Annotated in this window: 10 protein-coding genes; 5 read left to right on the top strand and 5 right to left on the bottom strand. The window is 63.8% G+C overall.

The genetic code is table 11. The features are described 5' to 3' along the window. Window positions 1-40: 40 nt before the first annotated feature. From ACCAA_RS11785 to ACCAA_RS11770, 4 genes are all read right to left on the bottom strand, one after another. Window positions 41-490: an FIST N-terminal domain-containing protein gene (locus tag ACCAA_RS11785; protein ID WP_186407445.1), complete on the bottom strand. Its 450-nt coding sequence runs from the start codon at window positions 488-490 to the stop codon at window positions 41-43. A 2-nt stretch (window positions 491-492) separates the two neighbouring features. Further along, window positions 493-2,466, bottom strand: coding sequence for a sensor domain-containing protein (locus ACCAA_RS11780; protein WP_186407444.1), 1,974 nt, complete (start codon window positions 2,464-2,466; stop codon window positions 493-495). A 473-nt stretch (window positions 2,467-2,939) separates the two neighbouring features. Beyond that, window positions 2,940-3,326 (bottom strand): c-type cytochrome, encoded by a 387-nt coding sequence (locus tag ACCAA_RS11775; RefSeq protein WP_186407443.1) that lies wholly within the window; start codon window positions 3,324-3,326, stop codon window positions 2,940-2,942. A gap of 14 nt (window positions 3,327-3,340) precedes the next feature. Further along, window positions 3,341-4,744 (bottom strand): cytochrome C, encoded by a 1,404-nt coding sequence (locus ACCAA_RS11770; RefSeq protein ID WP_245754547.1) that lies wholly within the window; start codon window positions 4,742-4,744, stop codon window positions 3,341-3,343. A 187-nt stretch (window positions 4,745-4,931) separates the two neighbouring features. Between ACCAA_RS11770 and ACCAA_RS11765 the strand changes: the two genes are divergently transcribed. From ACCAA_RS11765 to ACCAA_RS11750, 4 genes are all read left to right on the top strand, one after another. Beyond that, complete coding sequence (locus ACCAA_RS11765) at window positions 4,932-5,525, top strand: NapC/NirT family cytochrome c (RefSeq protein ID WP_186407442.1); 594 nt, start codon at window positions 4,932-4,934, stop codon at window positions 5,523-5,525. Window positions 5,526-5,587: 62 nt separating this feature from the next. Continuing rightward, on the top strand, window positions 5,588-6,259 hold the full coding sequence (locus ACCAA_RS11760) for a response regulator (protein ID WP_186407441.1): 672 nt from the start codon (window positions 5,588-5,590) through the stop codon (window positions 6,257-6,259). Further along, complete coding sequence (locus ACCAA_RS11755; protein ID WP_186407440.1) at window positions 6,243-7,673, top strand: sensor histidine kinase; 1,431 nt, start codon at window positions 6,243-6,245, stop codon at window positions 7,671-7,673. Before ACCAA_RS11760 ends, ACCAA_RS11755 begins: the two co-directional genes overlap by 17 nt. Continuing rightward, on the top strand, window positions 7,674-8,777 hold the full coding sequence (locus ACCAA_RS11750; RefSeq protein WP_186407448.1) for a patatin-like phospholipase family protein: 1,104 nt from the start codon (window positions 7,674-7,676) through the stop codon (window positions 8,775-8,777). It begins immediately after the preceding gene. Here ACCAA_RS11750 and ACCAA_RS11745 read toward each other — a convergent pair. Beyond that, window positions 8,758-10,260 carry an NAD(P)H-hydrate dehydratase gene (locus tag ACCAA_RS11745; RefSeq protein ID WP_186407439.1) on the bottom strand — a complete coding sequence of 501 codons (1,503 nt, stop codon included), beginning with the start codon at window positions 10,258-10,260 and terminating at the stop codon, window positions 8,758-8,760. The genes ACCAA_RS11750 and ACCAA_RS11745 overlap by 20 nt on opposite strands. Window positions 10,261-10,509: 249 nt before the next feature. Between ACCAA_RS11745 and purL the strand changes: the two genes are divergently transcribed. Next, on the top strand, window positions 10,510-14,547 hold the full coding sequence (purL, locus tag ACCAA_RS11740; protein ID WP_186407438.1) for a phosphoribosylformylglycinamidine synthase: 4,038 nt from the start codon (window positions 10,510-10,512) through the stop codon (window positions 14,545-14,547). The last annotated feature ends 35 nt before the right edge of the window (window positions 14,548-14,582 follow it).

Below are 14,582 nucleotides of genomic sequence, written 5' to 3'. Positions count from 1 at the left end.
CTCTCGTGAAACGCCGGTCACGCTTTGGTGAAATCACCGGTCACGATGGCGTGAAATACGCACCATCGATCAGCAGCAAGGCAAAGCTGTCATCAGCACTGGCTTGCGGGGCATGGATTTCCCGCCTTTGCAACAAGCTCTGCGCAAGCTTACGACCCGCGGCAGTCTCGAATTGCTGCAAGTGGTCGATGCCGCCGCTGACCGCGCTGAAACTTCCGGCCGGGAAGCTCGCCCCGGTGAGGCTGTGTTCCCGGTAACCGGCGGGTCCGATTTCCCCGGCTGTCGTGCAACCGACGACCTGAACTCCGGCAAATGAACGCCTCATTTCCTCAGCCAGCACGGTCAGGTCGTACTCGTTGGAGCAAAAGAAGATCACCAATGCCATGTCCGGCTGCCCGACCGCCGCCTGAAATTCGCCAACCGCCGCACGGGCGTCCGTCGCGCAGGACTGCGCCCTGCGGATGCGTGCCTGTTTGTTTACCGTCGTCATCGTTACTCCGCAATGAAGCCGCGATTGCGCAGTTGCAGCGGCGACACGTTCACCGCGATGCGCACGGCCGCCAGGCCCGCGCTGCGCCAGCGCCGGTAGTCCTCGACGGCCTGGCGCAGCGCCCAGCGGCCGACCTCGTAGATCAACCCGGTCTTCTCGAGGATAGAGATAAAGCGGCCTGGTGGCACCAGGCCCATGCGCGGATCGTTCCAGCGGATCAACGCCTCGGCGCCGGTGAGCTTGCCGCTTGCCAGGCTGATCTTGGGCTGGTAATGGAGAACGAATTCGTCCTTGTCGAGTGCCTGCCGCAACTGGATTTCCATGGTCAGTTGGCTGGCCGCCGCCGCAGTCATGTGCGGCGTGAAAAACCGGTAGCGATCGCCGGCGGTCTTGGCTGTCTTGAGCGCGGTCTCGGCGTTCATGAACAAGGCATCGGCGTCGGCACCGTCGTCAGGGAACAGCGCCACGCCGCTCTTGAAGGCGATGCGGAAAATGGCGTCGTCGAGGCGGAACGGATGCTCCACAAAGGCAGCCATCACCTTCTCGATCAGGTGCGCAATACTGCCGCCCGGATTGACCTCCGGCAGGACCAGCGCAAAGTGGTCGGCATCCACGCGCGCCAGCAGCTTGGCGTCGCCCGTGGTGCGGGTCAGCCCCGCCGCCACCTGCCGCAGGAGCGCATCGCCGGCTGGCTGGCCAAGGCTGTCGTTGAGGTTCTTGAAGCGCTCCAGATCGATCAGGGCGATGGCGAGCTGGCGCCCCCTACCAGCAGCACTGCAGATGTACTGCGCTACTCGTTCGAGAAACAGACTGCGGTTCGCAAGGCCAGTGAGTGGATCGTAATAGGCCAGGTAATCGAGTCGCTTCTGCTTGTCGAGGTTATCGATCGCGAAGGCGACGTCGCGGGCCAGTTCGGTCACCAGCTTCAGCTCTTCTGCGTGGAAGAAGTGGCGCTCGCCGGCGTACAGCACGAGCACGCCGACCGCTTCATCGGCAACCATCAGCGGCAGGACGGCCAGCGAGCGGATACCGGTGTCGGCGCCCTGCGCCCCGAAAATGAGCATCGGGTCCCTTGCCGAGTCGTTGGCTACGACGGCTTCCTTCTCACTGATCGCCCTTGCGACCAGCGCACTTGTCGTGCCGCCAAGCGCTGACCGGCGGTTCCTGGTCGCGGCCAGCAGTTCCTCGTCATTGCCCGCCGAGGCGACCAGGGCGATGTTCATCGTGCGCCGATCGACGAGGCCAATCCAGGACGTGCGGAATCCGCCTGCATCGCACGCGATCCGGCACGTCTCCCGGAACAGCTCATCGCGTTCACGCACGCGCACGATCAGCGTGTTGATGCCGCTGAGCATGGCATGGACGCGGTTGAGGTAAGCGATCCTGTTTTCCGCTGACTTGCGCTCGGTAAGGTCGCGGGCGATGCCGAGCACGCCGATGATGTTCCCGTGCATGACGACGACGCCACGCGGATGCTCATTCGCCAGCGGGGTTACGGTCATCATGAACCAGCGCTGCTGCGTCGGTGAATGACAGGGATATTCCATCGAAGAGCTCTTCGCGTTGCCGCACAACACCGAACTGATGCCTGCCTCTGACCGCTGAGTTTCAGTGGCCTCATCGTCTGCGGTGAGGTCACACAGATCGAGGTAATTGACGCCAGTCCGACAACCAGGGCCCTGAATCGCTGGCGTGCCAGCAGATTGCCGCCACGCCTCATTCACCATGACGACCAAGCCGTTGGCATCGAGCAGGGCGACTGGCACGGGCAGTGCGTTAACGATCGCTGCCTTCGTGCGACGCATGTGGTCGTGGCCGGGCCGCAGCAGGAAGGTCCGTCGGTCAGCATCCGCCAGCGTATCGACCTCGCCTGCGGTCGGTTCCTCGAAGCGTCGCGCACTCGTGTGCAAGGTGTCGATCAACGCCGAGACTTGGTCGCTTACGTCGCCGGAAAGAGCGGATCCAGGCGGGCTCATGGGCGACTCATGGCGTGCTCATTTCCTTTTGTGGACACGCGTCACCTCCAGTGGAAGCATGAAATGGTCCTGCATTGGTCACGCAGCAAGAATCGCGACAGCAGGAAAATCGGCTCGCTGAGGCAAATGACGACATACCGCTGGACCTAGCGCCATGATGCGCTTTTTTTCTGTGGCGCACTGTGTGGTAAGGCACATCGGCGGCACCCCATTGCGGGCGCTCGATGGAGTGGCGTCGATGTGGCGCTGAATCGGGAAGTAATCCCGGTCAGCGATATCTTCATGGCAGGCGGACGAGTAAAGTGGAGCCCGGAGTCAAGACATGCAGCAAGCGTGTTTACGCTGCACAGGCAAGCGGATTGATCGGAGGTCAGCGTCTCGATGCCCACTGGGGAGCAAGCGCAGCACCGTCACCTGTGACTGGCAGACTCCAGCGTGCGGCCTCTAGTCCTTGAGCGAATGCAAACGCGAGCTCACTTGAGCGTCATGAGATAGGCAACCAGGTCGGCGCGCGTGCCGGCGTCGGCCAGTCCGTCGTACTTCATCTTGCCACCGGGGACCACTTTTTTGGGTGCTGCGATATAGGCGTCTATCTTGTCTGCTGACCAGGTGATGCCGCTCTGCTTCATGGCCTCCGAGTAGCCGGCGAAGTCGGTCACGGATCCGGCCTTGCGGCCATTGATGCCGGTCAGCATCGGCCCCTTCTTGCTCTTGCCCGGTATGGCGCTGTGGCAATCGCCGCATTCCTCGGCAAAGGCGTCGGCGCCGCGCTTGGCATCGCCCGTCGCAAGGACCTGCCCGCTTGCTACCACCAGGGCCAGGGCCAAAACGGCAGTCCTCGTGTAATCAATACTCTTCATGTCATCTTTCCCGATTAGATGGCCAACCAGAGGAACAGCATCGTTGTGTTGTTGTCGGTGGCCTTGCGGTCGATATTGTTTACTTCGTCGATGTAGTGGCTGCCGCCGTTGAAGCGGGTGTAGCCGGTGTATTGCAGGCCAAGACGGACGTTGGCCCAGGGGGCGCCCCAGGAGCCTTCCTTGCCCCAGGGTGTCCAGTCGGCCTGCAGGATGTAGCCGGAGGTATCTGGTCGGTTGTTGTACGACACGCTGCCATAAAGGCCGTTGTCGGAACTGCCTCGGGTGTCGAAAAGGCCGGCCGTCGCACCCCAGGTCTGCTTGTAATGGTAGGAAGTGGCAAGACGGAAGGTGTCGAGCGTGTCCGTGGAATGTTGCGAAGCGCCCAGGGCGTTGTAAGTGTAGTTCAGGTTCTGTTTCTCCCAAACGTAACTCGCATTCACCGTGAAGATGTGTTCCCGGTTCCCGAGGAACTGGTAGGAGGCGTCGATCCCCAGATCCTGGTAGTGGTCGGCGGAACCTGGATCGTTTGCATTCTCGACACCGGCGTTGAAACCGAACACCCCGACGTTGAAGTTGTCGCGCTTCATGTCCTTGAAATAAGCAAGGCGCCAGTAGGTCCCGACGCCCGAGAATTTCCCAGGGTCGATCGTGGCAGTGGCCACCTGGCTGGTGTTGATCTTGTTCACGGTGTTGCCGGATAACGCGCGGTATACCCCTAGTTCCGCATAGAAATTCTTGTCCCATAGGGTATAGGCATTGATCCCGACGACGCTGCCGCCGAGGTTCTCGACCAGCGGCGCAGCGCCGGTACCGAAGCCGAAGTCGGAGGCAGTGTAAGGGAAGCGCCACTGGGCCAGTGTGTTGAACGGATCGGTCAGCGTCGGGTTGTTGTTCAACGAGATTCCGACGACGCCTTCCTGCTCGCCCAGGTTGAGCGTACTGGCGTAGCGGATGTCCACCTGATCCAGGAAGGACTTGCGATCAACCCCGGAATAGGTGCCTTGAATGAAGGTGCCAATGTGGTCGGTGAGTCGACCGGCGAGGAACAGCGAGACTTCCTGTACGGCGGCATTGTTGTTGGTGCTGAAGTGTGCGGGCGCTTCGGGCAGATCCTTGGTGCTGCGGGTCCAGTTGGCCACCGCCATGGCGGAGATGGGCACCTTGCCGTCCTTGCCGTCAGTATCGGTGTAGCCGCCGACCTTGAACCTGATGCCATAGGGTGTCAACTGTGGTCCGAAGCTGCCGATGTGGCAGGCGGCGCACTCCGAACCCGTCTGGCGGGCATAGCTCGGTACTGCCTGTGCTGTGGTGCTGAACGTGGTGGCCAAAAGCACGCTGGCCAACAAGGCTGTGGAGGCGCATGGCCACCTCGCCCACCGCCGCCACTCGCCGGCAAGCGGCATCTTCATCGCAATCATGATTTCTCCCTGGGTGACAAAAGCGCTTGCGGTACGGGGTACCCCATTGCCGCGTTTGCCGGCACCTTAGAACGCGAAGGCTTGCGAATACCTTACGGACCCCTGGAAAAACAGACAAGGGCATGTCAGGTATTTGCAAGCTTCGATGCGGGAAGATGCCAGCCGCTCCACAATTACCGAGAATCCGATGAAATCCCTATGGCAACGCTTTCGTGAGCAAAGGCCCTGGGCCAGGCTGCTGGAGCTCGAAGCCCTGTTTCTGATGCTGATCGGTGGTCTGCTCGGTGCCGGTGGCAAGATTTCCCTCGAGCAGACCAATACCCTGGAGTTCTGCACCTCGTGCCACGAAATGCGTGACAACAACTTCGAGGAATACCGTCACACCGTCCACGCCCGCAACCGCACTGGCGTCAAGGCCACCTGTTCGGATTGCCACGTGCCGCACGAGTTCGTGGACACCATGATCCGCAAGCTCATGGCGGCCAACGACGTCTTCCAGCACTTCGCAGGACGCATCGACACTCAGGAGAAGTTCGAGGAACACCGGCTCGAACTCGCCAAACGCGTCTGGCTGCGTATGAGGGAGAGCGATTCCCGCGAATGCCGAAATTGCCACGACGTCAAGGCCATGGCCCCGGAGATGCAGGGCCGAACCGCACAGAAACAACACCAGAAACTGGCCAATGGCGGCAAGACCTGTATCGACTGTCACTACGGCATCGCGCACAAGGAGCCGGCCGGCGGACTGGAGCCGCAGGATGCCACGGCGACAGGGCAATGACTTCGCCACACCCATGCCCGTTGCCCGGTATATTCTGCGCTCATGGGGGGCGGTGAGGACAGATGAGGATTCTGGTGGTCGAAGACGACAAGCTGGTGGCGAGTGGTCTAAAACAGGGACTCTTGCAGGCTGGCTATACGGTAGACGTGGCCGATTCGGCGGAGGCCGCCGAGGCCTCGCTGCAAACCGAGAGCTTCGATCTGGCGGTGGTCGATATTGGTTTGCCGCAAGCCGATGGATTGACTCTGATCCGTCGCTTGCGCGCCAGAGGAAGCCCTTTGCCGGTGCTCGTCCTTTCGGCACGCGGGAGCATGGAGGACACCATCAGGGGCCTGGATATAGGTGCCGACGACTACATGCCAAAACCCTTTCGCCTGCCAGAATTGAGCGCCCGCATTCGGGCACTGATTCGCCGCGCCCACTCCATAGCCAATGCCTGTCTGTGCCACGACAACCTGACGCTGGATACCGGCCGCCACACAGCGAGCGTCGATGGCCAGGCACTAGAGTTGACCAACCGCGAGTGGGCGATCCTCGAAATCCTTCTGATGGCATCGCCCAAGGTGGTCAGCAAGGACCGGCTGGTGCAGAGTCTGGCTGGCTGGGACAAGGACATCACGCCCAACGCCATCGAGGTGCATGTCTCCCGTCTGCGCGCCAAGCTGGCTGCCGGGCGCATAGAAGTCCGTACGGTCCGCGGCATTGGCTATCGCATCGATGCCGCTGCCAGTTGAAGTGCTCGACGAACGACCGTCGATCAGCCTGCGCCAGCGTCTCCTCCTGGCCATCCTCGCTCCCTTGATGCTGGTCTTCGCCATTAGCGTCTTCCTGGACTATCGTCTGGCCAAGGAGACCGCCGACGCGGCCTTTGACCAGTCCCTCGCTGACGCGGCGCTGGATATCGCTGCCCACATACAAACGGGTGAATCGCAAGTAAGCGTCAAGCTCTCGTCCGAAGCAGAGGCAATGCTGCGCAGCGATGGTTCGGACAAGATCTATTTTGCCGTCCGTGACGGATCTGGCCACCTGCTCGCCGGTGACGCGGATCTGCCAGATCTGCGCCTCGCCGCCCAGGGCCAACCGGAGTTCAAGGACACGCGGTTCCGAGGTGCCTGGATTCGATCTGCGGTGCAGCGTATCGACTCGCCTTTGAGCGAGATCACCATCACCGTTGCCGAAACGCTCTCCAAAAGGAACCGAGCGAGTCGGAAGGTTCTGACGGCAATGATCCTGCCCAATCTGATCGTCATCGTCGCTACTTTTCTGGCAGTATATGTCGGTGTCAGAAAGGGTCTGGCGCCCCTGGCCGCCCTCGAGCGAGAAATCGCCACCCGTTCCCCGAGCGACCTGCGGGAGATCAATGTCCAGCCGACACCGCGGGAAATCTGGCCGATGCTGTCGCGTCTCAATGAACTGTTCGTCCTCCTGCGCTCAGCGGCCGAGGCGCAGCAGCGCTTTCTCGCCGATGCCGCCCATCAGTTGCGAACGCCGCTGGCTGGCCTGCAGACCCAGATTGAACTCGCCACTCTGGGGGGGCGCTTTGAGTCGGACCCAGATCGTCTTGCGCGGATCGAGGATGCCGCTGGACGGATCGGCCACCTGGTCGATCAGCTCTTGATCTATGCCCGCGCCGAACCTGGTGCCGCGGCTATTCAGCCCCTTGAGCCGCTCTCCCTTGCCGTTCTGCTTGAGGAGGCGGCGTCCATCTTCCTCGACCGTGCGCTCGCCAAGGGAATCGACCTTGGCTTTGACATTGAATCCGCCACCGTTAAAGGGATTCCCTGGATGCTCCGCGAAGCTCTTGCCAACGTCATCGACAACGCCGTCCGCTACACTCCCGTCAATGGAGTGGTAACCGTGCGCAGCGGCATCCGCGACCAATTCCCATTTCTCGAGGTCGAGGACAACGGACCGGGGGTTCCCGCCGCCGAGTGCAGCCGGATATTCGAGCGCTTCTACCGGCTTCCTGGATCGTCAGGCGCCGGCTGCGGCCTTGGCCTGGCGATCGTGCGCGAGATCGCCGAACTCCACCGCGCCCGGATCGAACTCGCCAACCCGGTGACCGGGGGACTGCGCATTACCCTGATCTTCTCTGCTTTTGGCGAACAAACCCAGGCATTGGCATGCGCCGACAGCGCAGAATCCTGACTGCACCTGGTCGCCGGAACGTACGCGCCTCGCGTCCCGACATGTCGGAACTGTGGCAAACTGTTTCCGAATACTGGCGCCCGCCAGGACATCATCCATGCGAGGAGGAAAGGGCATGCCAGATACGGTTTCGTCGCCTCGGGCGGCGGCTATCGGAGCTTCTACACCGAAGGTGTGCTGGTGTGGCTGAAGAGAAACGACGTCCCCGTGGTGCACATTGCCTCGACCAGTTCGGGCAACAACATCGTCGTCGATTACTTGCTGTGGGACTGGCAGAGCGAGGAGTTGCCGCCGGTGCTGACGCGTACGGTCAGGCTCGACGTGTCCGACATCTTCCATGTTCTTGCCGGTTTTCTCGGCTTGCGGCCGTCGTTTCTGCCCAACGGCACGCATCTGTTCACTGTTGACAAGGACCGTTGCCGCAAGTCGCTGCTGCTCGACGACGTCCGGCGGCGCGCGCTGCTCGCCGACCATCTCAAGACGCTGCGCTGGGACATTCGCGCCACCAACCTGAGCCGACGGCAGGGCCGGGTCTTCAACGTCAATCAGATTTTGACCACCGTCGACGATGCCAGCCTGGACGTCTTCATGGACGCCTTCCTCGCCGGCATCACGACCATCCCCTATTTCAAGGCGATCACCATTGATGGCGAGTACTACATCGAGGGCGGCTATCTGGACAATTCTCCGCTGCGGACGCTGTTCGAAGACGATCAGGTCGACGAGATCATTGCCGTAGACTTCACCGATTACGACTATCACCGGGAACTCGACAAACTCTACCACGCGAAGTCGTTCACGCTGCCGTTCAACAGCATCGACACTCACCTGTTGGTCAGCGACATGCAGCTCACCTTGCCCAACACACGGATCTTCGCGCAGGCGACTTTGATCAACGAGATGCTCAAGGCAATGGGTCAACAGAGCGCCGAAATCGGTGGCAAGCGCTATTACGCCAAACCTTTACACGTGCTGCGCCCGAAAGACCTCGAGAGCATGACCATTTCTCTCAAGGACAGAACGGCCCAGAAGCGCTACTTTCAACTCGGCCTGGAAGAAGCTGCGGCGATGTGCCTGACCTCTCTCAGACGATCCAGCGGTTGAAACAGGCGCGTGCACTGGCGATGATCTCACCGGCAGTCAGCCCGATCGGCCCGCAGCCGCCGGCGACCGCCTGGTCTGCGGCTGTGCCGTGCAGGTGCACCGCAGCCAGTAGCGCTTCCAACGCCGGCCACCCTTGCGCGAGAAGCGCGACGGTCAGCCCGCTGAGCACGTCGCCGGTGCCGGCGGATGCCAGGCCGGGATTGCCGGTGGTGTTCACGAACCAGCGACCGTCGGGCGTGGCAACGATGCTGCCGCAGCCCTTGAGCACCACCACGGCCTGGTAGCGGGAGGCAAGTCCCCGCGCCGCGGCGCCGCGGTCGGCCTGCACGGCGGCGGTATCGCAAGCCAGCAGGCGGGCGGCTTCGGTCGGGTGCGGCGTGAGCAGCGTCGGCGAGCTCCGCTGCCCACGTTCAGCCAGGACTTCCTGCAGCCGTTTTTCGCCGGCCAGCAGGTTCAGTGCGTCGGCGTCGAGCAGCAGCGGGATGTCCAGCCCGCACGCTCGTTCGAGCAAGACCCTCGCGTCGTCGCCGGCGCCCATCCCCGGCCCGCAGGCGAGCGCGGTCAGGCCGGTAGCCAGCAAGGAATCGGGCGGACGCAGCATCAGTTCGGGCTGCAGCGGGTCGATCGCCGGCGCCTGGCGATCGATCAGGCCGACATAGACGCGCCCGCTGCCCAGCCTGAGCGCTGCGCGGCCGGCCAGGAAAGCGGCGCCGACCATGCTGCTCGCGCCGCCAAGGATGCCGGCGCTGCCGTGGCTGCCCTTGTGGCTGTTCCTGGCGCGCGAGCGCAGCCAGTCGGCAAACAGGTCGCTGCCTATCGTGCGCGCAGTCGGCTGAGCCAGGCGCTCGGCGTCGAGGTCGAGCGCGGCGACCGAGATCGCACCGCAGTAGTCCGGACCGTCGCCGGTGTACAGGCCCGGCTTGCCGGCGATGAAGGTGATCGTGTGGCTGGCGCGGATCGTCGTGCCGCAGAGCTTGCCGGTGTCGGCGTCGAGACCGCTCGGGCAGTCGAGAGCAAGCAGGGGGCAGCGGTCACGGGCGGCGAGCGCATTGGCGGTGGCCACGAGGTCGGCGTAGAGGCCGCTGACCGGCCGCTGCAGTCCGATGCCGAACAGGCCGTCGATGATCAGCGACCAGCGCTGCCCGGAGGGAATGCCGTCGAGCAGGCTGCCGCCGTCGTCGATGAAGCGCCGGTACGCCGCGGCGGCATCATCGGGTAGACGGCTGATTTCACCGGCGAACACCAGGTGCACGGCAAAGCGGCGCTCGCGCAGGTGGCGGGCGGCGACGAAAGCATCGCCACCGTTGTTGCCCGGCCCGGCGAGGATCAGCAGCGAGGCGCCCTGCAGCCGGCAGAGCGAGGTTGCCAGATCGGCGGCGGCCAGCCCGGCGCGCTGCATCAGCGGCTGGTCGGCGGCGACGGTTTCGATCGTGCGCAGGTCAGCGGCGCAAAAAAGGGCTTGTGATCGGACTGCTGTTTTCATGGCCGGATCCTGGAACAAGTTCACGAGGTGCAAAGCGGGAGAGTCGGCTCGATTGTAATCCGCTGCGCAGGCGAGGGTGTGCTGGTCATCAATCCGGTATCTACGCTGCATCAGTCGGGACAGGGACTACGCCAAGCAATTCCGTGTAACCCTCGTAGACCCGGCGGAGCACTCTCGCGGTCGGCTATAATCGCGCCTCGCCGCCGTTTCCTTCAACGCAGGCTTGCCTGCCCTTCTCAGCCGCGCGCCATGGCCGACCTCCTTTTTCTCCGCGGATCGCCCGCGTTTTCGTCTTTCCGCCTGCAGCGCCTGCAGCAGAGCCTGGCCGCCGCTGTGCCGGGAGTGCGTCTCGTGACCGCCGAGTACTGGCATTTTGCCGCCGCCCGGCACCCGTTGACCGAAGACGAAACCCGGCAACTCGCGGCGCTGCTTGACCAGCGCCCGCAGGCGGGCAGCGATGACGGCAAACGCGGCGAACTGTTCCTCGTCACGCCGCGCATCGGGACGATCTCGCCGTGGTCTTCGAAAGCCACCGACATCGCCTGGAATAGTGGCTTGCACGCCATCGAGCGCATCGAACGCGGAATTGCCTATCGCCTCGAGGCCAGGCGCGGCCGACTGTCGTCAGCCGACAAAGGGCGGCTAGCCGATCTGCTCCACGATCGCATGCTCGAAGCGGTGCTCGACGACTTCGCGCCAACCGCCGATCTGTTCTGCCACTTTCCGCCGCGGGCGCTGACTCGTGTCGATCTGCTGGCCGGCGGTCGCGCCGCACTGGTCGAAGCCAATACGAAGCTGGGGCTCGCCTTGTCGGAAGACGAAGTCGATTATCTGCTCGACCTGTTTGTCAATGAGCAGCGCAATCCCACCGACGTCGAGCTGATGATGTTTGCGCAGGCCAACTCCGAGCACTGCCGGCACAAGATTTTCAACGCCTCCTGGGTGATCGACGGGCAGGCGCGCAGCGAAACACTGTTCGGCATGATCCGTGAAACGCATCAGGCGCAGCCGGCGGGAACCATCGTCGCCTATACCGACAACTCGTCGGTGATCGCCGGCGCCAGCGTGGCGCGTTTCCATCCCGGCGCCGACGGCCGCTATGCCTATGGCGAAGAGCTGACGCACATTCTGGCCAAGGTCGAGACGCACAACCACCCGACGGCGATTTCGCCTTTTCCGGGGGCGGCGACCGGCTCCGGCGGCGAGATTCGCGATGAAGGCGCCACCGGTCGTGGCTCGAAGCCGAAGGCCGGCTTGTGTGGTTTCTCGGTGTCCAACCTCAACCTTCCCGAGGCGCCACAGCCCTGGGAGCGCGAGACCGCTGACTACGGCCGCCCGGCCCGCATCGCATCGCCGCTGGCGATCATGCTCGAAGGGCCGATCGGCGCGGCGGCGTTCAACAACGAGTTTGGTCGCCCGAACCTGGCGGGCTACTTTCGCACTTACGAACAGTTCACCGGCAGTGGCGACGAGCGGTTGCTGCGCGGCTACCACAAGCCGATCATGCTCGCCGGCGGCGTCGGCAACATTTCGGCCAGCCAGTCGTTCAAGGCCGAGACGCTGCCGGCCGGTACGCTGCTCGTCCAGATCGGCGGGCCGGGCATGCTGATCGGCCTTGGCGGCGGCGCCGCCAGCTCGATGACGACGGGCAGCAACAGCGAGGATCTCGACTTTGCTTCGGTGCAGCGCGGCAACCCCGAGATCCAGCGGCGCGCGCAGGAGGTCATCGACCGTTGCTGGCAGAGGGGTGCGCCGACCGGCGACGGGTCGACTGCCGGCGACGGCAATCCGATCCTGTCAATCCATGACGTTGGTGCCGGCGGCATCTCGAATGCCTTGCCCGAGCTGGCGCATGGCGCCGGCTGCGGTGCGCGCTTCGAACTGCGCGCCGTGCAGATCGAGGAACCGGGAATGTCGCCGGCCGAGATCTGGTGCAACGAAGCGCAGGAGCGTTACGTGCTGGCCATCGCGCCCGGCCGGCTGGCCGAGTTTTCGGCTTTTTGTGAGCGTGAGCGTTGCCCGTTTGCCGTCGTCGGCGTGACCAGGAGCGATGGTCGACTGGTGGTCGCCGACACTCATTTCGACAATCATCCGGTGGACATGGAGATGGACGCGCTGCTCGGCAAACCGCCGCGCATGACGCGTAACGTCACGCATCTGCCGCCGCTGGCAGTGCCTTTCGATGCCACCGCGGTAGACCTCAAGGAAGCCGCTTATCGTGTATTGCGCCTGCCGGCGGTAGCCGACAAGACCTTTCTGATCACCATCGGTGACCGTAGCGTCGGCGGCCTGACCGCGCGTGACCAGATGGTCGGGCCCTGGCAAGTACCCTGTGCCGACGTCGCGGTGACGCTGATGGCTTTTCGCGGCTACCTCGGCGAAGCCTTCGCGATCGGCGAACGCGCGCCGCTGGCGGTGATCGACGCACCGGCTTCAGGTCGTATGGCAGTCGGCGAAGCGCTGACCAATATCGCTGCGGCCGACATCGCGACGCTCGCCGATGTCAAGCTGTCGGCCAACTGGATGGCCGCCGCCGGTTTCCCCGGCGAGGATGCGCGCCTGTTCGACACGGTGCGGGCGGTGTCCGACCTTTGCCAGCAGATCGGTGTCGCGATTCCCGTCGGCAAGGATTCCCTGTCGATGCGTAGCGCCTGGGCCGACGCCGCAGACGAGCACTACCCACACCACAGCAGTCAGAAGCAGGTCGTGTCGCCGCTGTCGCTGATCGTCACCGGCTTCGCGCGCGTCGCCGACGCGCGGCGGACGCTGACCCCGCAACTCCAGCTCGATGCCGGCGAAACCGACCTCTTGCTGATCGATCTCGGCGGTGGCCGCAACCGCCTCGGCGGATCGGCGCTAACGCAGGTCCATGGCGCCACCGGCAGCGAAGCTCCCGACGTCGATGATCCTGCCCGGCTGGTCGCTTTCTTCACCGCCGTTCGCCAGCTCGCTGCCGCCGATCTGCTGCTCGCCTATCACGACCGTGCCGATGGCGGCCTGTGGGCCACTGTCTGCGAGATGGCCTTTGCCGCCCATTGCGGTGTTTCGATCGACACCGATGGGCTGTGCTACGACGCGCTGATCAATGACGTCGACGGCAACGAGAAGCGCCCGAACCTGCTCGGCGGCCGTTCATTCGAGTTCCTGATGCGCGCCCTGTTCAGCGAGGAACTCGGCGCGGTGGTCCAGATTCGACGGGCCGAACGCAGTCAGGTGATGGCCGTCCTGCGCGCTGCCGGACTCGGTGCGTGCACACAGTTCATCGGCGCGCCCAATCCATGGGACCAGATCCGGGTCATCCGCAATGCCAAGGCGGTGCTCAGCGAGAAGCGCGTCGATGTGCAGCGCGCCTGGTCGGAGACCAGTTTCCGCATGCAGCAACTGCGCGACCACCCCGAGTGCGCACAACAGGAGTACGACCGGATACTCGATACCGCCGACAGCGGCCTGTCGGTGACGCTGTCCTTCGATCCGGCGGACGACATCGCCGCGCCGTTCATAAACACCGGCGCGCGCCCGCGCGTGGCGATCCTCCGCGAGCAGGGCGTCAATGGCCACGTCGAGATGGCGGCGGCTTTCGATCGTGCCGGTTTTGCCGCCATCGACGTGCACATGAGCGATGTTCTCACCGGCCGCGTGGCGCTCGCCGAGTTCAAGGGTGCCGTTGCCTGTGGTGGTTTTTCCTACGGCGACGTACTCGGCGCCGGCCAGGGCTGGGCGAAAACGATCCTCTTCAACGATCGTGCGCGCGAGGGCTTTTCGGCTTTCTTCGCACGTTCCGACAGCTTTGCCCTCGGCGTCTGCAACGGCTGCCAGATGATGAGCGCGCTCAAGGACATGATTCCGGGGGCAGAGGACTGGCCGCTTTTCGAGCGCAACCGGGTCGAGCAGTTCGAAGCGCGTTTCACGATGGTCGAATTGCTGGCGTCGCCGTCGATCTTCTTTTCCGGCATGGGCGGCAGCCGGCTGCCGCTGGTCGTTTCACACGGCGAGGGACGGGCGGTCTTCGCTACCGCCGAGCAGCAGGCGCGTGCGCTGCTGGCCATGCGCTTCATCGACCCGGCGGGGAAGGCGACCGAGGTCTATCCGTACAACCCGAACGGGTCGCCGGCCGGCGTGACCGGCGTGACGACCGCTGACGGTCGCTTCTCGATCCTGATGCCGCACCCGGAGCGTGTCTTTCGCAGCGTGCAGATGTCGTGGCACCCGGCCGACTGGGAGTCGCGCGGCTGGCATGATTCGCCCTGGCTGCGGATGTTCCGCAACGCACGCCAGTGGGTGGGGTAGGGGCACCGGGAAACGGTCGCCGCCCTTCTCGCGCG

Source organism: Candidatus Accumulibacter aalborgensis (assembly GCF_900089955.1).
In the GTDB taxonomy this organism is placed as follows: Bacteria; Pseudomonadota; Gammaproteobacteria; order Burkholderiales; family Rhodocyclaceae; genus Accumulibacter; species Accumulibacter aalborgensis.
Note: the sequence above shows the minus strand (reverse complement) of the source record. Positions and strands in the feature narration are given on the sequence as shown.